Source organism: Flavobacterium psychroterrae, from assembly GCF_018380615.1.
Lineage (GTDB): Bacteria > Bacteroidota > Bacteroidia > Flavobacteriales > Flavobacteriaceae > Flavobacterium > Flavobacterium psychroterrae.
Genome location: NZ_JAGYVZ010000009.1, coordinates 160,194 through 179,478 on the forward strand (window position 1 = coordinate 160,194; position 19,285 = coordinate 179,478).

A 19,285-nucleotide genomic window follows, 5' to 3' on the forward strand; every position below is an offset into this window, starting at 1 on the left:
TTAAAATGTCCGCTGAAATATTTCAGCGGACTTTCATCACGTACTTTTATTGCTATGGACCATACTTATAAAAATTTTTACAGACAATTTTATTTAAAAACGGGAGGTTTTATACCTACTAAACCTTTAAATAAAAATCTTTTTCCAGGGGATTATTTCCAAATCAAAAATGGAGCAATTGTGCTTTTGGGCAACGTATACCACAGTACTATTGTACCTCAACATGATGTTGATTTAAGTGATATTATGATACTAAACGCCTCAAACTGGAATTTTAGTGACGGGATTTCAAAACCCTATTCAGGACGTGGATATGGAAATAACCCGGTAGAAGGTCAGTTTGAATTTAGCAAGCAAGTACTTTCTTTTGCCCAAAATGGCAGTTTTATTTTTAAGGCTCAAGATCCGGAATCGATTAAAATTAATAACTGGAGCGAAATTCAGCAGCAATTAATTATAAAAATGACGCAGACTTTATTTTCCTTTCGGGAATTGTATATCGTAACAGAAAGTGCGACGGCAAACAATACCACGTTAGCGATTGCAGGCGCAGAAAATGCCGAACTGGAATTGGCAAGTGATGCAGAAAACTTTGGCTTGGTTGATATTTTTGGAGATCAGAACACGAAAACAATCCAATCTAAGGATATTGAATATTATCATCGCGAAAACAAAAGAAAACCAGCTTATTTTAAAGCAAAAAAATTAGTGGTTCAGGAGGATAAACTCGCCTATTTTATAAGTGACTTTATTAATAAAGACAATAATAACGGCGAATGGGTGAATACTTTTTTTAATTCGAATTTTCATAATGATATTGATTATAATTCGCAAATGATCATGCAAAATGCGCAGGGTTATTTTCTGGATATGTTACAATCAAATGAACTCAACCCTAACACGGCTTTGATCTATTTTAAATGGGCTGATGCCAATTTAGACGATGTTGAAAAACTATTTGCAAGTTATGGAGACTAATCAGGAAATCCTTGTTTTGTATAACGAAATGGATTGGTTACAAAAGGTAATCGATCAGGTTATTTGCAGTTATTTGCTTCAGGAAGGTCATGAAAATCAATGGCAGGATACTCCGTTGCCGAAAGCAGAGGAAGAAACTAAAGACAGCGTTTATTATAAAAAACTGGACGAATGGAATTTGAATCTCTACGAAAGACTTTGCCTTGCTTTGATTATTGCGCCTCAGATAAAACCTGAAGTTCTGGATATTTTTTTTAGCAAAAATGCAATGTACGATCGCGGTTTTACTGAATTTGGCGGGGTAATCAATAAAAACCACAGCGGATTTTTACCAACGGGTCAAACCTTTTCATTTTTAATTACGGCGGTAAATCCGGAGTTACGAATTGATATGCTAAATGTGCTTCATCCTGCTAATATCCTGTCGAAAGAACAGGTTTTAATGATGGAAAGTACAGAATCAAATGTTCCGGTTTTAAATCAGATTTTGTCAATTAATGAACGTTGGTTACATTATTTCATCACCGGAAATTTGCCTAAACTGGAGCATAGTGTTTCGTTTCCGGCACAACAAATCTCAACTAATTTAAACTGGTCAGATTTGGTTCTGGAAGATAATGTAATGCAACAGGTCATGGAAATCGACGCCTGGATTAATTATGGCGAAACGTTAATGAAAGACTGGGGACTTGAAACGAAGATAAAACCGGGATATCGAACGCTTTTTTACGGACCACCTGGAACCGGTAAAACACTTACGGCTTCTTTATTAGGAAAAAGCACAAAAAGAGACGTTTACAGAGTTGATCTGTCTATGATCGTGTCAAAATATATAGGGGAAACCGAAAAAAATCTTTCTAAAATATTTGATGTTGCACAACATAAAGACTGGATTTTATTTTTTGATGAAGCAGATGCGCTTTTCGGAAAAAGAACCACCGCAGCGTCATCAAATGACAGGCACGCGAATCAACAAACGGGTTATTTATTACAACGCATCGAGGATTTTCCGGGCGTTGTTATTTTGGCATCCAACTTAAAAGAAAATATGGATGAAGCTTTTTCAAGAAGGTTTCAGTCAATGATTCATTTCACAATGCCAACTGCGGAGGAAAGAATTCAATTATGGCAAAAAGCATTCTCCGGAAAATGCAAACTGAATCCTGATATTGATATTGAAAGCATTGCCGAAAATTATGAACTCGCCGGAGGAGCAATTATCAATGTTTTAAGATATTGCGCCTTAATCGCTATCCAGAAAAATGAAACAATGGCAAGTTATCAGGATCTGTTAGAAGGGATTAGACGTGAATTCAAAAAGGAAAACAAAACACTGAGTGTTTCACAAATGTATTGATCTGGTTATGAAAAAAATTGAAAACGCAACTCAAAATTTAATTTCAAAAAAGCATTTATATTCTCATAAAACGGAACTGGAAATTGGGGAATGGAAAAAACATTTCGGTTTTGATTATGTCAATACAATCATTGCAATGGCATTAAATCATTGCATAAAAAACCATGAACTTATTGTAAACGGGTATTTGATTACAAAAAACAGTCTGTTTTTAATTGCTAAAACGCACGAAAAATCCATAGATACAGCGATACAAAAGTTAGAAATTCACATTACTTTTTTACTCAAAATAAATCCTGAGAAAGTAAAAAAGAACAAATATGAAATGGCATTTATCGTTGATGATGACGATCTTTTTTATGCAGTTCGAGGGTCTTTATTTAAGGTATATCCGTTAAAAAATAATGATCTGACCGCTCTTTTAACAGGGAAAAAAATAACGCTTCCATATTTTAATCCGGAGCTTGAAAATTTAAAATCGATGATTAAAAACCATCCTTTTTGTTCGGCTATTGATTATTCCGGCGCTATTGGACCTGTTCAGTTTCTTTAATTGTAGTTTTTGAGTCTCAGTTTACAGTTTACAGTTTACGGTCTCAGTTTACGGTCTCAGTTTACAGTCTCAGTTTACGGTCTCAGATTAAATAGTTGCGCAGTTAAATGAAAGAAAAAAACACATTATTGTCAGACTGAACGGAGTCGAAGTACCGCGTTTAGTATTCTTTTCGGAGGGAAAAATATATCTTTCTATGTATTAAATGTTTTTTGAATAACCAAAATAAAAAATTAACTAATCAAAATAAAAAAATGAACACAACTGCAACAGCATCTGATAATTTTAGTGTATTTGGTATAGATATTTCGAGATATCAGGGCGATGAAATCAATTTCCTGAACAAACAAATTGACAAACTTACTTTTATAATCTGCAAAGCTACGGAAGGAATTACGTATACCGATTCTTCTTTTAAAACCAATTGGCCGGCAATTCAGGCAAAAGGATATGTTCGCGGCGCGTATCATTTTTACCATTGCAATGATGATCCAACCAAACAAGTTGCCAATTACTTAAGTGTCATGGGTACATTTTTAGATACCGACTTTCCTCCTATTGTTGACTTTGAAGAAACCAGTATTGATATGGGCGTTGATAAAGCCAGTATACAGCCTAATCTATTGCAATTTTTAAGCTTACTAGCGCAAAAAACAGGACGAAAACCACTTATTTATACAGACAATAATACCGCAAACGCTTATTTAACAGATCCAGCTTTCGCCGAATATAATTTATGGATTGCTGATTATAATAACACGCTGACATTACCAAAAGTCTGGCAATCTAAAAGCTGGACGATCTGGCAACAATCACAAAGCTACAAACTAAACGGTCAGCTTAATGACTATGATATTTTTAATGGCGACAGTAATGCCTTTTCAAATTTTATTCAGTCGAGTTAACTAAATTTTAAATCAATTATTTATTAATCAATAAACCAATTATTATGAACAAAAATTTCAACGGAATGTGTTATTCAGCATTTCCACAAGGCTACAATACCTCAACAGCAAATGATTCTTATATCTTTTACGGTAGTGATATTTCTTACAATGCTATGGCACCTGTCTGGGGAGAAAAATATCTCTCAAAAAGTGGTAGCTCCTGCAACCTGACCGGTCCCAATAAAGCCAGAAATGACGTCCAGACATTAGCAAATATGGGAGTTAAACTGATTAGATTATACGATTGGGAACCACGAAATAATCATATAGAATTTTTAGATTATTGTAATTCACGTGGTATAAAAGTTTTGGCATCAGTATCCAATTATTTTCTTAAATCTGGTGTTGATAATGGTTTTAAAGATCGGGATAAATTAATTCCGGCATTAATCAATTCCTTTTCTAATAACGAAAAAACAGATTACCATAGTGCTTTTGCAGGAATTATAATGGGTAACGAACCTGGATTAAGTGGATTTAGCATTCAAAACTGTATCGATTTTACACTTTCCTGGGTAAATATTGAAGCATCAAAATATGCAAAGTACAGAGAATTAATGATAGGACATCCTGTTGATTTTGGTACCTATGGAGGGGAATTTCCCTGCTTCGGCTTTTGGGATCCTTTATTTGCTGCTTTAGATCAAATAACCACTAAAAATTTAAATAAGCGATTATTCCTCGCTCCTCAAACTTATGCTGATGCTCAATATCTTTTTAAAGATGCCAAAGGAACCGGAAGAGCTTATGTCGATATAGCATATGAAAAATATAAAAAACAAATGTTATTTACTGAAATTGGACTTGACAGAACAAAACCTGACTATCAACAAAAGGTACAGGATCAATTGGCAGGAAGTATCGATTATGCTACTAAAAATCCGGAGAAGTTAATTGGTATTTGCTTTTTTCAGTTTGCTGACAAAGTCTGGATGCCAGGAACTACAGAAGGTTCGTTTGGCACACATAGTCAGGGCAAAGAAATAATGTGTACTATTAAATACGCAGATGGAGATTTTACACATTGGGACAAAAAAAGTTATGACAACATAATGAATGTAAATACCTTAATTCCTACTCCGTTATATGATATTGTTGTAAAAAATTACAAGACAGTTTAATCTTTCTAATTTCAAAAGATAAAATTATAATATAAAAGTAGATTCCTAAAACCAAAAAAATGGCACAACAACACGAAAAATTATCTAAAAATGAAACGCAAACTTGTGCGGCAAATGTCAACAATAATGCCATTCAGTTAAAAGATAACAGAGAATCAGGTTCTGCACAAAAAATGCTTCTTAAAAAAGCTGTTGGTCAGGAATCTACTTTTAAACCTATTCAAAAAAAAGCGAACAATACGGGTTTACCCCAAAATTTAAAATCCGGAATAGAAAATCTTTCAGGACATTCTATGGATAACGTAAAAGTACATTATAACTCGGGCAAACCCGCTCAGCTTCAGGCTCACGCCTATGCACAAGGAACCGAAATTCACCTTGCTTCAGGACAAGAAAAACATTTGCCTCATGAAGCCTGGCATATAGTACAGCAAAAACAAGGACGCGTCAAACCTACCATGCAAATGAAAGGTAAAGTAAATATAAATGATGATCGGGGTTTAGAAAGTGAAGCTGATCTTATGGGTGCAAAAGCCCTGACCGTGCAACGAAAAGAAAAAGCCGCAGCACATAATTCAGGATGTGGATGTGCAGGATGTTCATCCCATTGATTGAAATGAAAAACTCGGATTTAGTACAGATGTAAATAATAAGAAAAAGAAAGGAAAATGAACACATATCACAATAAAACTTTAGAAAATACAACCCAAATTGCAGCCAGCCATAAACATGATCAAAACACTGCAATACAGTTGAAGGATAATCGTCCAAACTCTGTTGCTCAGCTGAAACAAATTGATTCAAATGAAAAAGTTGTTCAGCTATGCCAACACAACCATCCACAGCACGCAAGTATTGCTGTGTGTCCTTACGGATTAAAATCCGCAGCATTTCGAATCCCTCCAAAACACGTTAAAGGCGCGAAAGCAAGCAAATTTAGTGAAGGAAGCCAAGCGGTAATGGATCACGCACATGCGCAGTTAACTGCAGGAAATGCTACCGTAGAAAGTACAATTGCTGGCGGTGGACATGATATTGAAGTATCAGTACCAAGAGCTCATCGTCATCTCCCCGCCCGTCCCCCACGTAGATTCAATGTTCATAAAACATCTAATAACGACGGATCTGGTCAATTGGCACATGATTTTTTCCTGAAAAATGGGGAATCATCTGAGTCAGAAGCTTCAGATGCTGAAGAGGAAGATGCAGCTCCAGCCGCTGCCGCTGCGGAAGAAGAACATAAAGAAGAGAAAAAAAGTTAATAATAAAGATATTTTCTAACTATTCCATTTGAAAGTTAACTAATATAAAAAGGAATTTATGTACACGCACGAAAAAAATATACATCAAAAGGTTTTTAAATCTGTTCCCGTTAGTTTATCTAAAACTTCCATAACCTCGCAACATGCAGTGGAATTGGTAGATAATCGTCCGAAGTCTATTGTTCAAAGAAAGATGGCCATTAGTAATACTATAATGTCTTCACCCCTTAAATCGTTAATTCCGCAAGGACGGCAAGTTTTTCAAAGAGTAAGTAATTTGCAGGAAAAAACGAAAATAAGAGCCGGACGCAGAAAATATCGCAGAAGAGCACTTAAAAGAATCGAAAGAATCCAGCTTCTCGGTTTGCGTAATGTTGGACAATCTGCTAAGGCGCGAAGTATGTTTGGCAAAAGCGGTGTCGTTGATGCTAAAAAATTTAATCGATACTTTCACGGGCATAAAGCAATGGATGAAATGATGAGTACCGCAGTTACGCTGGCACATGCGCATACTCTTCATCAAAAAGGCAAATTTAAAGCAGCAAAAGACATTATAAGCCTTTCAGACAGAGCTCGATTCCCTACATCACACATGGGACATCATGTTCCGGGCTCGAGATTTCAGCATCCAACATCTGTAAAAACACAAACTTACGGCAGCCGCGGATTGGCGCATGGCTCTTTTGACCGTGATCGGGCAAAAATAGTTTTAGCGATAAGAAAACCTGTCAAGGCAATTAAAACAGCAATTGCATACTCTATGAACAATGGCGCGCAGCCTCCTTACGCAAAAAATAGCCTCACAAAATTTACAACTGCTAAAGAAATCGAAGAAGCTGACAAGGCGCACAATCTTCGCGAAGACTATAAGGATTATGTGCGCGGAGGAAGAGGAAAAGAAGTAGCTGCTGATGAAGAATGGAATCCCGGTAAACACAGAGGAAGATCCGTTAGTCCGCCACGTACGAGAAAATAATTTCTAAACTCATATATAATGTTACAGCTGTTTTTTTTCCAAAATCAAAAATAAACTTAATATTCCCATCGTTATTATTTGAGATTTAATGCTTAAATTGGTAATATGGAAAAACAAACAGATGTAATAATTATTGGTGGCGGACTTGCGGGTTTGACTTCGGCTATACATCTGTCTCAAAAAGGAATAAAAGTAACCTTGATCGAGAAATCCGGATATCCAAGGCATAAAGTCTGTGGGGAATATATTTCGAATGAGATTCTCCCCTATTTGCTTTGGCTTGACCTGGATGTTTCGGAACTAAATCCTACTACTATCTCTAAATTTGAGTTTACGTCAAATAATGGAAAAACTGCAACTGCAAAACTTCCGTTAGGTGGCTTTGGCGTAAGCCGATATGAACTCGATAATTTTTTATATCAAAAAGCACTCGCCCACAAATGCATCGTTATTAAAGAAACCGTTACCGGTGTTTGCTTTAACGATGATGAGTTTACTGTTACAACTCCTAACCAAATTTTATCGGCAAAAATAGTATTGGGCGCTTTTGGCAAACGCTCTAATATCGATCAGGTTTTAGAGAGGGATTTTATCCATAAAAAATCGCCGTGGCTGGCTGTAAAAGCACATTATTCCGGAGATTTTGATAATGATCTTGTAGCGTTACACAATTTTAAAGGCGGTTATTGCGGTGTATCTAAAGTAGAAAACAATAATATTAATATTTGTTATCTGGCAGATTATACCACTTTTAAACAATATAAAAACATAGAGGATTATCAGCTTAATGTATTGTGTAAAAACAAACATCTAAAAACTGTTTTTGATAATAGTACGCTCCTTTTTGATAAACCCATTACAATCAGCCAAATTTCTTTTGATAAAAAACAGCCTGTCGAAAATCATATCTTAATGATTGGCGATACTGCGGGACTAATTCATCCGCTTTGCGGTAACGGAATGGCAATGGCGATTCACAGCGCAAAAATAGCCTCAGAATTAATTATTGATTATTACTCTGATGAAAAAATAACGCGCGAATTATTAGAAAAAAATTATACCAGAAAATGGAATATCCATTTTGGGAAAAGACTGTTTATGGGCAGGATTCTGGCGAAAATCCTAACTCATAAAACCATTACTAATGTACTTTTTGCCCTTGTAGCATCATTTCCGGGAATATTACCCACAATAATCAAACAAACGCACGGCAAACCTATAGCAATCAATTAAATGGCATTAAGCACGAAATACAGAACACAGGAAACTGAAATAATGGACGATTTTTCTCTTGAGGGGAATGAATTACAAGATGCATTAGACAAAATTGCCAGTATTAATCAGTTATTGGGCGGCAACAAACTCACGCTTCACGGCATAAAAACGTTATTGAATAAAACAGATGATGAAAAAACAATTGTAATTGCAGATATAGGCTGCGGCAATGGAGATATGTTGCGAATGCTGGCAAATTACGGTCAAAAAAACAACCTGAATTTTAAACTTATAGGCGTTGATGCCAATGATTTTACAATAAATTATGCCAGAAAATTATCCACCCAATATGCTAATATTGAATATATCTGTGTGGATATTTTTAGCAAAGATTTTACTCTGATTAAGTACGATATTGTTTTGTGCACACTTACATTACACCATTTTACCAATGAGGAAATATTAAATATAATTACTATCTTTAATAACAATGCTACATTTGGGATCGTAATTAACGATTTACATCGCAGCAAATTAGCATACAGGCTTTTTAAAATGATTGGGATTATTTTTAATTTAAATAGAATGTCGCGCGAAGACGGATTAGTATCTATTTTAAGAGGATTTAAGAAAAATGAGTTAGAAAGCTTTTCAAAAAAACTGAATTTTAAAAACTATACCATAAACTGGAAATGGGCTTTTCGCTACCAGTGGATAATTGCTAAAAAATGAGTGTAAAAATTATAACGGTTGCAAAGCAACTACCACAATATTCCCGCGAAACGGCTGATATTCTCCCAATGCTGGAAGGATGGCTTCACGGACAAGACGAACGTTTTATTAAAAAAGTAAAAAAGATTTTTGAAGGTGCCGCCGTAGACAAACGCTACTCTATCATGGATCCTGCCGAAGTTTTTACGGCAACATCATTTGAAGATAAAAACGATATTTATAGTCGGGAAGTGATTATTTTGGGCGAACAAGTACTGGAAAAAGCACTTAAAAAAGCAGACTGGGATCCACAATCGCTGGATTATATAATTACGGTAAGCTGTACCGGAATTATGATTCCGTCATTAGATGCTTATCTTATCAATAAAATGAAATTGCGCCAAGATATTGTGCGCCTGCCAGTAACCGAAATGGGTTGTGCTGCAGGAATATCAGGCATTATATATGCCAAGAATTTCCTGAAGGCAAATCCCGGAAAACGTGCTGCGGTAATTGCGGTTGAATCTCCTACGGCAACATTTCAGCTGGATGATTTTTCGATGCCTAATATTGTCAGTGCAGCAATTTTTGGTGATGGAGCCGCATGTTGTCTTTTATCATCGTATGAAGACGATAATGGTCCTGAAATTATAAATGAGGAAATGTATCATTTTTATGATGCAGAACATATGATGGGATTTAAACTCACGAATTCAGGATTGCAAATGGTTTTGGATATTGAAGTTCCGGACACGATTGCGTCACATTTTGAAGATATAATTCATCCTTTTCTTGAAAAAAATAACTTAGCAATCAAGGATATCGACCATATGATTTTTCATCCCGGCGGAAAAAAGATTGTAAATACAGTCGAAGCCCTTTTTTCAGGATTAGGAAAAAACATTGATGCTACAAAAGAAGTTCTCAAACAATATGGAAATATGTCGAGCGCCACAGTTTTATATGTTTTAGAAAGCATAATGGATGAAAATCCTAAAGCCGGAGAAAAAGGATTGATGCTTAGTTTTGGACCTGGATTTTCGGCGCAACGGGTTTTATTACAATGGTAATTATTTAGAAAAATCTATTGAATTGAATTACTTGCATATAAAATTAGATACTGATTTTACCGATTCACTATCGCGAAAACGCAGATAAAAACAGATTTTAAATCATTGAAGTTTTATTTTAATTAAGAAAAAATCCGTTTTTATCCGCGCACAATTAAAAGCGGATTCCATATGAACTATTTTAAATTTATTATAACAATATATTTACTAAGAAATCAATCGGTCAAATAAAACAAATTATGGAATTGAACACTATTATAGCACAATTGCCTTACAGCAAACCTTTTTTATTTGTAGATGAATTGTTGCATGCAGATGAAAACAGTGTGAGCGGAACGTTTACTTTTAAGGAAGATCTTGATTTTTACAAGGGTCATTTTAAAGATAATCCTGTTACTCCGGGCGTAATCCTTACAGAGACTATGGCGCAGATTGGTATGGTTTGTCTGGGGATTTATTTGCTTGGCGATAAATTTAATAAAGAAACCGTAATTGCTTTTACATCGGCAGATATGCAGTTTTTAAAACCCGTTTATCCTAACGAAAAAGTAACGGTAACATCTCAAAAATCATTTTTCAGGTTTGGTAAATTGAAGTGTGATGTAATTATGACAAACGAAGCCGGACAAGAAGTCTGCAAAGGCATTTTGGCGGGTATGATTACAAATAAACTATGAAAAAACGAGTTGTCATAACAGGTTTAGGCGTAGCAGCTCCAAACGGAGTTGGAATTCCTGCGTTTACAAAAGCCTTAAAAAATGGCGAATCAGGAATCAGGCATGATGCTCAATTAGAGCAATTACAATTTTCCTGTCAGATTGCGGGTCAGCCACAAATATCTGATGAACTAAAATCCCAATATTTTACAGAACTTGAATTGCGCGGTTTTAACAGTACCGGAATTTTATATGGCGTTATTGCAGGAATCGAAGCCTGGAAAGATGCGGGATTAACAATAGAAAACAATGAAAATCCGGATTGGGACAGCGGAACTATTTTTGGATCCGGAACATCCGGAATCGATAAATTCCGCGAAAGCATTTATAAAATAGACGAATTACAAGTTCGCAGACTTGGCAGTACTGTTGTGGCACAAACCATGAATAGTGGCGTGAGTGCTTATCTGGGCGGAAAACTGGGACTTGGAAATCAGGTTAGCACAAATTCATCTGCCTGTGCTACAGGAACCGAAGCTATTATGATGGCGTTTGATCGCATACAATCCGGACAGGCAAAACGAATTTTAGCAGGAAGCACGGGCGATAGCGGACCATATATTTGGGCGGGATTTGATGCTTTGCGCGTTTGCAGTTCAAAATATAATGATAATCCGGAGTTAGGATCACGACCTATGAGCGGTTCTGCAGCGGGATTTGTTCCCGGAAGCGGTGCCGGAGCTTTAGTTATCGAAGAATTAGAAACTGCCTTAGAACGAGGAGCCACAATTTATGCCGAAATATTAGGCGGAAATGTAAATTCTGGCGGACAGCGTGGCAACGGAAGTATGACGGCACCAAATAGTACCGCCGTTCAACGTTGTATTACCGGCGCGTTGAACAATGCCGGAATTGCTGCAACTCAAATTGATGCCATAAACGGACATTTAACGGCAACTACAAAAGACAGTCTCGAAATTGAAAACTGGACAAAAGCATTGGGATTATCAGGTGCTGATTTCCCTCATATCAACTCCTTAAAAAGTATGACGGGACATTGCCTAAGCGCAGCCGGAAGTATTGAAAGTGTTGCCACGGTTTTGCAGCTTCATGAAGGTTTTATATTTGGAAACACAAATTGCGAAGATCTTCATCCGGAAATTACCGCTTTAATTGATCCGTTAAAAGTGCCATTAAAAACAATAAATAGCAATCCTGATATAATTGCCAAAGCAAGTTTTGGTTTTGGTGATGTAAACGCCTCTATCATTTTTAAAAAATTTCAAAAATAATTATATGAACAAAGAAGAACTTATTGCTCAGCTAAAAGTAATTATAAAGCCGTACACTACAAATACGGAAGCTTACGACAATCTTACCGAAGAAACAGATTTTATTAATGATTTGAATATAAACTCAGCTAATCTGGTTGATATTATTCTGGATATTGAAGAAGCCTTTGATGTTGTAATTGATAATACAGACATGGAACGTATGCTTGACGTAAAAACTTCGGTAGAAATTATAGAAACAAAACTTGCTGCAAAATGATTGGTAATGATGTCATAGATATCATACAATCACGCAAAGAAAGTAATTGGCAAAGAAAAGGTTATCTCCAAAAAATCTTTACAAGTCAGGAACAACTATTGATTTCAAATGCACCAGATCCTGAAATAATGGTCTGGCTGCTTTGGAGCATGAAAGAAGCGGCGTATAAAATTTATAACCGTCAAACCAAAATCAGAGCTTATATTCCTCAAAAATTGATTTGCTCCATCATATCGCTAAATCACGATTATAGTAGTGGTACTGTCAATTGTGCCGAAAATAGCTATTATACCAAAACATTTATTGCTCCGGAAACTCTTCACACAATTGCCGTACAATCTCTAGACAGTTTAAATAATGTAGTTGAAATCGAAAACAAAAACATTATTAAAGACATTAGCGGAATTCCGTATTTAACTTCTTCCCTATCAAATACATTTCAGGACGTTTCTATTAGTCATCATGGTAAATTTGAAAAAGTAGTAACCATCAGGCCAGCATTTTAAAAGTTATTTAAGATTTATTCTAAATATATAATTCCAAAAACCTTTATTTAGTATTAAAACATGGGAATTATGTAACTAAAAAAGTAAATTATATAAAACTAAGATAGGTCATGATTCTACATTTATAAAAAATAGAATAGTACTGTATTAATTTTTTTACAATTTTTCTAAAGAAATTAGTTTGTAATAACTATCTTTTATAACCGCTTACAATCAAATATTTATGACAAAATCTGACTCTTCAACTTTCTCTTATTTTTTATACTGCAAATAAAACTTTTCGAGACTTTTTATAATTGCGTAGTTGTTATTTGCAATTATAACATCCCACATTTAAATGATAATATCAAAACCGAATAACACATTAATTTACAATCATGAAATACAAAAATATCTTACAAATTGATGATGATTATGATGATTGTGATTTTTTTTCTGAAGCTCTCGAAGAAGTTTCTACCGCGGCGTACACTGCAATTCATAACCCAATACATGCTTTACAGCAACTTGTAAATCAAGAAGTTCGCCCTGATCTTATTTTTCTTGATATTAATATGCCTATTATGACAGGAATTGAGCTATTAGCCGAAATCAAAAAAAAGGAAAATATTAGTCATATACCTATTATAATATTTTCAACTTCGATTACTACCGAAATAAAAAATCAGATAAAACTTTTAGGCGCAATTGACTATTATATTAAGCCTAATGATTTTAGTTCGTTAAAAAATCTTTTAAAGTCTTTGACCTAAAAAAAAGACCTGATGTACAGGTCTTTTGGCAGTAGAAAAACAACTTATGGCTTCCAAAACATTAATTTGGTGTTGTTGGACTTGTTGAAACAGTATCTTTACGAGTTGTTGTAGTGGTACTTTTCTTTTTACTAGTCGTAGGATTTGTGTGTGTTTCTGACTTATGAGTCGTTGATTTTTTTTCAGTTTTCGTACGATTATTTACGATCGTATCTGACTGTGTTTTCGATTTTTTCGACTTAGGAGTTTCCTGCGCGGTGGCAAAACTTACGATCCCAATCATTGCAATTGTTACAAATAAATTTTTCATAATATTGATTTTTAAGTAATTAAATATTCTATTAAATTATTATATCGTAAATTTTAAAAAGATTGAAAACATAATCTTACATTTTTAATAATAAATTATTATAACATTTCCATTTTCACAGAAAGACTTTCTTTTAATAGTAAAAGACTTCCTATCTTTGATTTAAATACAAGCTTACATGAAACTTCCTGAAACAACACAACCTGAACATAGAAAGCAGGATTTCCCAGTAGTGGGAATTGGAGCATCTGCCGGAGGGCTGGATGCTTTCAAAAAATTACTTCAGGAAATCCCTAAAGATTCCGGAATGGCGTACGTGATTGTACAACATTTATCTCCTGACCATTCGAGTAATTTAACCGAAATATTATCTCAACACACACAAATTCCTGTTCATGAAATTGTTAATGACATTAATCTTGCTCCGGATAATATATATGTTATTCCGGAGAATAACAATTTAGTAGCCGAAGACGGTGTTTTGAAATTACACACAAAAACGCGTGCCGAACGCAAAAATGCAACCATAGATATCTTTTTTGATTCATTGGCAGAAATACATACGACATTTGCAATTGGCGTAATTTTATCAGGAACTGCTTTTGACGGAACATATGGTTTAAAAAAAATAAAGGAATTGGGCGGCGCAACCATTGCACAAGATCCTGACACAGCGGCTTTTAAAGGAATGCCTCAAAATGCGATTGATGCAGATGTTGCTGATTATGTCCTGGCGCCGGAAGCTATAGCGGAACAACTATTAAAAATATATAAAAGTTACACAACCAATTACGGTTATACTGATGAAGAGCATATTCCTAAAAGTGAAGAGGAAACTTTGCAGCAAATCCTTAATCTTGTTTTTTTAAGAACAGGAAATGATTTCCGTCATTATAAACAACCTACCATCAGAAGAAGAGTTGCCCGAAGAATGGTTGTTGTTCGCAAGGAATCACTTCAGGATTATTATAATTTATTACGAAATGATAAAGCCGAACAGGAAGCATTATTCAATGATTTCCTGATTCCGGTTACGTACTTTTTTCGTGATACTAAATTTTTTGAATCTCTGCCAAGTATTATTTTTCCGCAATTAATTCAAAATACAGTAAATAATAATCTGCGTGTTTGGGTTCCGGGATGTGCGACCGGTGAGGAAGCGTATTCTCTCGCGATCAGCATTCATGAATATCTTGTCGAAAAAAACAATAAGGATATAAAGGTTCAAATTTTTGCTTCGGATCTTTCAGAGAAATGTATTGCACAAGCCAGAACAGCTATTTACTCTGCTCAGGATATCCAACATGTTTCTCCGTCAAGGCTTCAAAATTATTTTACAAAACGTGATGGACATTATCACATCAATAAAGTAATTCGCGATATGTGTATTTTTGCGGTCCATAACTTTATTAAAGATCCGCCTTTTGCAAGAATTGATCTTGTTTCGTGCAGAAATGTGCTGATTTATTTTGATCCGTTTTTACAGAATAAAGTTTTGAGTTCCTTTCATTATTCCCTTAAGGAAAAAGGAATATTATTTCTTGGACAATCAGAAACTATTGTCAACGCACCCAATTTATTTGATCCGTTAGGGAAACAAATAAAAATATTTACCCGCAAGTTTGCAGCAGGACGTTATGTGCCTGAAGCATTCAAGCCGGCCAATATTAATTCGCGGGAAAAAACCGAACTTCAAAATAAAAAAATGCCTGAAACCGATTTCAGAAAAATTGCAACAGATATTTTGTTCCTTAAATATACTCCTGCAAGCGTTATTATTAACGATCATCTTGAAATTGTTCATTTTCATGGAGATACAAGTTCGTTTTTATTGCCATCTCCTGGAAAACCTAATTTTAATATCTTAAAAATGGCTCGTGAAGGCATTAGTTTTGAACTTCGCAATGCCATTTTGAAAGTAAAAAAGGATAATAAAAATGTATTTAAAGATAATATCGCCGTAAAAGATCAATCCTATCTTGCCGCTTTTGAGGTTGTTTCTATCCCAAATGATGAGGAACATCTTATGGTTCTTTTCTATAAAAAACCACTTCCTGATTTGGATTTGGATCTTAAATTAAAAAGAAAAAAAACCGATTTGCTTCGTATTGATGAACTTGAAAGTGAGTTAGCGCAATTACGTGAAGATATCAAGCGTGTAACCGAGGAACAGCAAACGGCTTTTGAAGAATTACAAACTACAAATGAAGAATTATTAAGCAGCAGTGAAGAATTGCAGGCAATGAATGAGGAACTGGAAACATCAACAGAGGAACTTCAGTCTAATAATGAAGAATTAATGTGCGTAAACGATGAATTACTGGATCGTCAGGAACAATTGATTTCGATGAGAAATTATTCTGAATCGATTTTTAAGACCATTCGCGAACCTTTATTAATTATCGATAAAGACTTTTTTGTAAAAAGTGCTAATCCCGCTTTTTATAAATATTTTGAAACTACCGAAAAAGAAACCGAAGGTTATTCCTTATTTGAAATTGGGGATTGCCAATGGGATATTCCGGAATTCAGGAATTTGATTACCAAAATGCAGGGTGAAAAAACATCTATTGAAGATTTTAAAGTTGATACAACCTGCAAAGGAATTGGTAAAAAAATCATGATGGTCAATGCGCGAAAAATTATTGATGCCAAACCTGCCGGAATGATTTTACTGGCGATAGAAGATATTACTGAAATAATTACTGCCAATCATTTACTGACAATCAAAAATGCAGAGCTGGAAACACACAACGAACAATTAGAAACATTTAGTGCTGCGGCAAGCCATGATTTACAAGAACCGCTTCGTAAAATACATATGTTTTGCAAACGAGTTATTGATAATGAACCGGATATATCCGAAAACAGTAAACACAATCTGGAACGCATGTTATTTGCAGTTACTAATATGAGTCAGTTAATTGCTGACCTTATCAGCTATTCTCGCATTAACTTTATAGAAAAAGAATTTAAAAAAACAGATTTGAATTTGCTTTTGAAAAAAACGCTGTCAGATATAAAAGATACAATTCTGGAGAAAAATGCTGTAATAACAGTATTGCCATTTCCGCAATTAGAAGTAATTCCGTATCAAATCCAGCAGCTTTTTAACAATCTGGTTTTAAACGCTATAAAATACACAAAAGAAGGGGTTATTCCTGAAATTAAAATCGAAACGCAACAACCATCGACAGATGAAATTCTTGAAATTGGTGGAGATAAAGACATCAATTATGTAAAAATCTGCATTACTGATAACGGAATTGGTTTTGATCAGCACTATTCAGAAAAAATATTTAATCCGTTTTTTAGATTGCACAGTAACTACCAGTATCACGGCAGCGGTTTAGGACTAACCTTAGTCAAGAAAATTGTATTGAATCATGAAGGATTTATAAAAGTTGTAAGCAGCATTAATCAAGGTACTTCATTTTATATTTACTTGCCTTTATAATCAAAAAAAAAGATACCATAACGGTATCTTTTTTTTTTAATCTTCAACTTTAATTGTTTTAATTTCTATTTTATTGTACTGGGCAATTGATTGAGGTTCGTTCCAGTAATCTATAACCGTTTTTATAACCTCTTTAAATTTTGTATAATTAAAAGGCTTTACAAAATAGCTGTGCGTAGGTAAAGAATAGGGATCGATTACAAAACTTTGTTCAAAAAGTGTTGTAAAAAACAAGTACGGACAATTGAACAATGTCCCCACTCCGTTATCAGGGTTAACCTCCATGACTTTATAATTCATCACATTCAACAATACAATATCAGAGAAAACCAAAAATGGTTTAATTTCATGACGAATCATATAATTACAAGCCGTCTCGGCTGTATTAAAATAAATAATCTGATTAGTGTAGTTTAACTCTGCAAAAACTTCAATAAATAATTTACGATCTTCCTGTTTATTTTCTATTATTACAATTGGGCCTTTTCTATTCATAGTCATTATCTTTAAATTCTACATTGATAATGTGAGCTTTGTAACACACAAAATACAATGTAAATATTTTAAAATTTAGCCAAAAACACCTTACAAAATCTCTATTTGCGTTTATATAATTTTCATTTGGAAATTTTTAATTGTTAATATTTTGCAATATTGCCCACGGATTTTACGGATTATACTGGTCAGCACAGGTTTTTTTATACCTGCGACATCTGTGTTAAAGTTTTATTGAAAATTGTCATTCCCAGAAAACGATCTCATTAAATAGCTGCGCACATAAGTCAATCTTTGACGAGTTACAAGTCTGATCCTTCCTTCGTCAGGATGACAATAATGAGATGAAATGCGCGTGAACCATTTTAATCCGTAAAATCCGTGGGCAATAATTTGATTCGTGAAAATTCGTGAAATTCGTGGCAAACCTTTTTTAATCATTTTACTCATGTCATCTTTGGCTATTATTATAATTTCTATTAATAGCAAAAAACTAAGATGCTGATAATTATATAAGTACTCGTTTAAATTTTATAATTAAATGTGATATGTTCAGACTAATTTTAACTTAATCTTTTAGCATTCAATCAGCTGAGTCGAAAGATTACTTTACTATTTATTAATTTAATATCTAATATTATGAACACTTCAAACCAAAAAAACAGCGGCACTACGGGTGCAAAATCAACAGACAAAAAAACGAGTACAGCAAAAAGTACTACAAAGTCTACTGATACTAAAAAAACGACAGGAAACAAGAAGTAAACCTTTAAATCATTACATATGATAACAGGAAACAACAACGAGAATTACGGTCGGGAAGACCGTAATTTTTATCATTCTGAAGATGATATTCGCCAAAACCCAGATACAAGAGAAAATGATATTTATGCTGCAAATCAAAGCAATAACGAAAGTTATGTAGATGAATATCAAAAGAGTATTGACGAAGGATTCTCTGATGATGATCAGATTCTAAATGACGACGAAGATTTCACTGCAGAAGAAGAGGATTTAGACGATGAACTCTCTAATGCTTTGGATAGAGATACTTTTGAAGAAGATGATGATCTCGATGAAGACCAGGATTGGGAAGAAGATGATGATCTGGACGAAAGCGATTTAGACGATGATCTTGTTGAAGATTACGACGAAAATGATCGTGAACCGGAGAGTTTAGCCAGTGATAATTCGAGAGACGAACTGGATCAGGAATACGATATTGATCAGGATCTGGAAGAAAAAGATCCCGTGAATAATCCCAGAAAGTTTTAAGCGCTTTGCTTTATAAAATAAACCATTCGCTGCGGCAATGGTTTATTTTATTTTAACCCAACCCCTATTTACTTTTTAACCACAAATTATAAA

The 19,285-nt window shown here is 34.6% G+C and carries 21 protein-coding genes; 19 read left to right on the forward strand and 2 right to left on the reverse strand.

What is annotated here, in order from left to right:
- Positions 1 to 54 precede the first annotated feature (54 nt).
- From KHA90_RS11390 to KHA90_RS11465, 16 genes are all read left to right on the forward strand, one after another.
- Entirely contained in the window at positions 55 to 978 is a 924-nt protein-coding gene (locus KHA90_RS11390; protein ID WP_213299450.1) for a hypothetical protein, read from the forward strand.
- The gene (locus tag KHA90_RS11395) at positions 968 to 2,335 is read left to right on the forward strand and encodes an ATP-binding protein (RefSeq protein ID WP_213299453.1); all 1,368 of its coding nucleotides are present in this window, start codon (positions 968 to 970) and stop codon (positions 2,333 to 2,335) included. Before KHA90_RS11390 ends, KHA90_RS11395 begins: the two co-directional genes overlap by 11 nt.
- A 7-nt stretch (positions 2,336 to 2,342) precedes the next feature.
- Positions 2,343 to 2,888: a hypothetical protein gene (locus KHA90_RS11400; RefSeq protein ID WP_213299456.1), complete on the forward strand. Its 546-nt coding sequence runs from the start codon at positions 2,343 to 2,345 to the stop codon at positions 2,886 to 2,888.
- Between the two features lie 254 nt (positions 2,889 to 3,142).
- Positions 3,143 to 3,793: a GH25 family lysozyme gene (locus KHA90_RS11405; RefSeq protein WP_213299459.1), complete on the forward strand. Its 651-nt coding sequence runs from the start codon at positions 3,143 to 3,145 to the stop codon at positions 3,791 to 3,793.
- Between the two features lie 44 nt (positions 3,794 to 3,837).
- The gene (locus KHA90_RS11410; RefSeq protein ID WP_213299462.1) at positions 3,838 to 4,956 is read left to right on the forward strand and encodes a hypothetical protein; all 1,119 of its coding nucleotides are present in this window, start codon (positions 3,838 to 3,840) and stop codon (positions 4,954 to 4,956) included.
- 59 nt (positions 4,957 to 5,015) lie between these two features.
- Positions 5,016 to 5,567 carry an eCIS core domain-containing protein gene (locus KHA90_RS11415; protein ID WP_213299465.1) on the forward strand — a complete coding sequence of 184 codons (552 nt, stop codon included), beginning with the start codon at positions 5,016 to 5,018 and terminating at the stop codon, positions 5,565 to 5,567.
- A 57-nt stretch (positions 5,568 to 5,624) separates the two neighbouring features.
- Positions 5,625 to 6,218: a hypothetical protein gene (locus KHA90_RS11420; RefSeq protein WP_213299468.1), complete on the forward strand. Its 594-nt coding sequence runs from the start codon at positions 5,625 to 5,627 to the stop codon at positions 6,216 to 6,218.
- A gap of 58 nt (positions 6,219 to 6,276) precedes the next feature.
- On the forward strand, positions 6,277 to 7,194 hold the full coding sequence (locus tag KHA90_RS11425; RefSeq protein WP_213299471.1) for a hypothetical protein: 918 nt from the start codon (positions 6,277 to 6,279) through the stop codon (positions 7,192 to 7,194).
- Positions 7,195 to 7,299: 105 nt separating this feature from the next.
- The gene (locus KHA90_RS11430) at positions 7,300 to 8,427 is read left to right on the forward strand and encodes an NAD(P)/FAD-dependent oxidoreductase (protein ID WP_213299474.1); all 1,128 of its coding nucleotides are present in this window, start codon (positions 7,300 to 7,302) and stop codon (positions 8,425 to 8,427) included.
- The gene (locus KHA90_RS11435) at positions 8,428 to 9,141 is read left to right on the forward strand and encodes a methyltransferase domain-containing protein (protein WP_213299477.1); all 714 of its coding nucleotides are present in this window, start codon (positions 8,428 to 8,430) and stop codon (positions 9,139 to 9,141) included.
- Positions 9,138 to 10,190, forward strand: coding sequence for a type III polyketide synthase (locus tag KHA90_RS11440; protein WP_213299480.1), 1,053 nt, complete (start codon positions 9,138 to 9,140; stop codon positions 10,188 to 10,190). Before KHA90_RS11435 ends, KHA90_RS11440 begins: the two co-directional genes overlap by 4 nt.
- A 239-nt stretch (positions 10,191 to 10,429) precedes the next feature.
- The gene (locus tag KHA90_RS11445) at positions 10,430 to 10,867 is read left to right on the forward strand and encodes a 3-hydroxyacyl-ACP dehydratase FabZ family protein (protein WP_213299483.1); all 438 of its coding nucleotides are present in this window, start codon (positions 10,430 to 10,432) and stop codon (positions 10,865 to 10,867) included.
- Positions 10,864 to 12,138, forward strand: coding sequence for a beta-ketoacyl-[acyl-carrier-protein] synthase family protein (locus KHA90_RS11450; protein ID WP_213299486.1), 1,275 nt, complete (start codon positions 10,864 to 10,866; stop codon positions 12,136 to 12,138). The genes KHA90_RS11445 and KHA90_RS11450 overlap by 4 nt, the downstream gene beginning before the upstream one ends.
- Positions 12,139 to 12,142: 4 nt before the next feature.
- Positions 12,143 to 12,397 carry an acyl carrier protein gene (locus KHA90_RS11455; protein WP_213299489.1) on the forward strand — a complete coding sequence of 85 codons (255 nt, stop codon included), beginning with the start codon at positions 12,143 to 12,145 and terminating at the stop codon, positions 12,395 to 12,397.
- Positions 12,394 to 12,903: a 4'-phosphopantetheinyl transferase family protein gene (locus tag KHA90_RS11460; RefSeq protein ID WP_213299492.1), complete on the forward strand. Its 510-nt coding sequence runs from the start codon at positions 12,394 to 12,396 to the stop codon at positions 12,901 to 12,903. Before KHA90_RS11455 ends, KHA90_RS11460 begins: the two co-directional genes overlap by 4 nt.
- 377 nt (positions 12,904 to 13,280) lie before the next feature.
- A complete protein-coding gene (locus KHA90_RS11465; protein ID WP_213299495.1) occupies positions 13,281 to 13,655 on the forward strand; it encodes a response regulator in 375 nt (124 codons plus the stop codon).
- Between the two features lie 61 nt (positions 13,656 to 13,716).
- Here KHA90_RS11465 and KHA90_RS11470 read toward each other — a convergent pair whose 3' ends face one another.
- Positions 13,717 to 13,965 (reverse strand): hypothetical protein, encoded by a 249-nt coding sequence (locus KHA90_RS11470; RefSeq protein ID WP_213299497.1) that lies wholly within the window; start codon positions 13,963 to 13,965, stop codon positions 13,717 to 13,719.
- Between the two features lie 178 nt (positions 13,966 to 14,143).
- On the opposite strand from KHA90_RS11470, the gene KHA90_RS11475 reads away from it, so the two are divergent.
- Positions 14,144 to 17,422 (forward strand): CheR family methyltransferase, encoded by a 3,279-nt coding sequence (locus tag KHA90_RS11475; protein ID WP_213299500.1) that lies wholly within the window; start codon positions 14,144 to 14,146, stop codon positions 17,420 to 17,422.
- Between the two features lie 36 nt (positions 17,423 to 17,458).
- Here the strand turns inward: KHA90_RS11475 and KHA90_RS11480 are convergent, their stop codons facing one another.
- Entirely contained in the window at positions 17,459 to 17,917 is a 459-nt protein-coding gene (locus KHA90_RS11480; protein WP_213299503.1) for a response regulator, read from the reverse strand.
- A 639-nt stretch (positions 17,918 to 18,556) separates the two neighbouring features.
- Here KHA90_RS11480 and KHA90_RS25630 point away from each other — a divergent pair.
- Positions 18,557 to 18,682: a hypothetical protein gene (locus tag KHA90_RS25630; protein ID WP_262899359.1), complete on the forward strand. Its 126-nt coding sequence runs from the start codon at positions 18,557 to 18,559 to the stop codon at positions 18,680 to 18,682.
- An 18-nt stretch (positions 18,683 to 18,700) separates the two neighbouring features.
- On the forward strand, positions 18,701 to 19,192 hold the full coding sequence (locus KHA90_RS11485) for a hypothetical protein (protein ID WP_213299506.1): 492 nt from the start codon (positions 18,701 to 18,703) through the stop codon (positions 19,190 to 19,192).
- The last annotated feature ends 93 nt before the right edge of the window (positions 19,193 to 19,285 follow it).

Bases quoted from the DNA above. Each gene is read 5' to 3' on its own strand.
- KHA90_RS11440 (WP_213299480.1), top strand. From the start codon at position 9,138: ATGAGTGTAAAAATTATAACGGTTGCAAAGCAACTACCACAATATTCC.
- KHA90_RS11395 (WP_213299453.1), top strand. From the start codon at position 968: ATGGAGACTAATCAGGAAATCCTTGTTTTGTATAACGAAATGGATTGG.
- KHA90_RS11475 (WP_213299500.1), top strand. From the start codon at position 14,144: ATGAAACTTCCTGAAACAACACAACCTGAACATAGAAAGCAGGATTTC.
- KHA90_RS11460 (WP_213299492.1), top strand. From the start codon at position 12,394: ATGATTGGTAATGATGTCATAGATATCATACAATCACGCAAAGAAAGT.
- KHA90_RS11405 (WP_213299459.1), top strand. From the start codon at position 3,143: ATGAACACAACTGCAACAGCATCTGATAATTTTAGTGTATTTGGTATA.
- KHA90_RS11480 (WP_213299503.1), bottom strand. From the start codon at position 17,917: ATGAATAGAAAAGGCCCAATTGTAATAATAGAAAATAAACAGGAAGAT.
- KHA90_RS11435 (WP_213299477.1), top strand. From the start codon at position 8,428: ATGGCATTAAGCACGAAATACAGAACACAGGAAACTGAAATAATGGAC.
- KHA90_RS11415 (WP_213299465.1), top strand. From the start codon at position 5,016: ATGGCACAACAACACGAAAAATTATCTAAAAATGAAACGCAAACTTGT.
- KHA90_RS11470 (WP_213299497.1), bottom strand. From the start codon at position 13,965: ATGAAAAATTTATTTGTAACAATTGCAATGATTGGGATCGTAAGTTTT.
- KHA90_RS25630 (WP_262899359.1), top strand. From the start codon at position 18,557: ATGAACACTTCAAACCAAAAAAACAGCGGCACTACGGGTGCAAAATCA.
- KHA90_RS11420 (WP_213299468.1), top strand. From the start codon at position 5,625: ATGAACACATATCACAATAAAACTTTAGAAAATACAACCCAAATTGCA.
- KHA90_RS11455 (WP_213299489.1), top strand. From the start codon at position 12,143: ATGAACAAAGAAGAACTTATTGCTCAGCTAAAAGTAATTATAAAGCCG.
- KHA90_RS11430 (WP_213299474.1), top strand. From the start codon at position 7,300: ATGGAAAAACAAACAGATGTAATAATTATTGGTGGCGGACTTGCGGGT.
- KHA90_RS11450 (WP_213299486.1), top strand. From the start codon at position 10,864: ATGAAAAAACGAGTTGTCATAACAGGTTTAGGCGTAGCAGCTCCAAAC.
- KHA90_RS11410 (WP_213299462.1), top strand. From the start codon at position 3,838: ATGAACAAAAATTTCAACGGAATGTGTTATTCAGCATTTCCACAAGGC.
- KHA90_RS11400 (WP_213299456.1), top strand. From the start codon at position 2,343: ATGAAAAAAATTGAAAACGCAACTCAAAATTTAATTTCAAAAAAGCAT.
- KHA90_RS11425 (WP_213299471.1), top strand. From the start codon at position 6,277: ATGTACACGCACGAAAAAAATATACATCAAAAGGTTTTTAAATCTGTT.
- KHA90_RS11485 (WP_213299506.1), top strand. From the start codon at position 18,701: ATGATAACAGGAAACAACAACGAGAATTACGGTCGGGAAGACCGTAAT.
- KHA90_RS11445 (WP_213299483.1), top strand. From the start codon at position 10,430: ATGGAATTGAACACTATTATAGCACAATTGCCTTACAGCAAACCTTTT.
- KHA90_RS11390 (WP_213299450.1), top strand. From the start codon at position 55: ATGGACCATACTTATAAAAATTTTTACAGACAATTTTATTTAAAAACG.
- KHA90_RS11465 (WP_213299495.1), top strand. From the start codon at position 13,281: ATGAAATACAAAAATATCTTACAAATTGATGATGATTATGATGATTGT.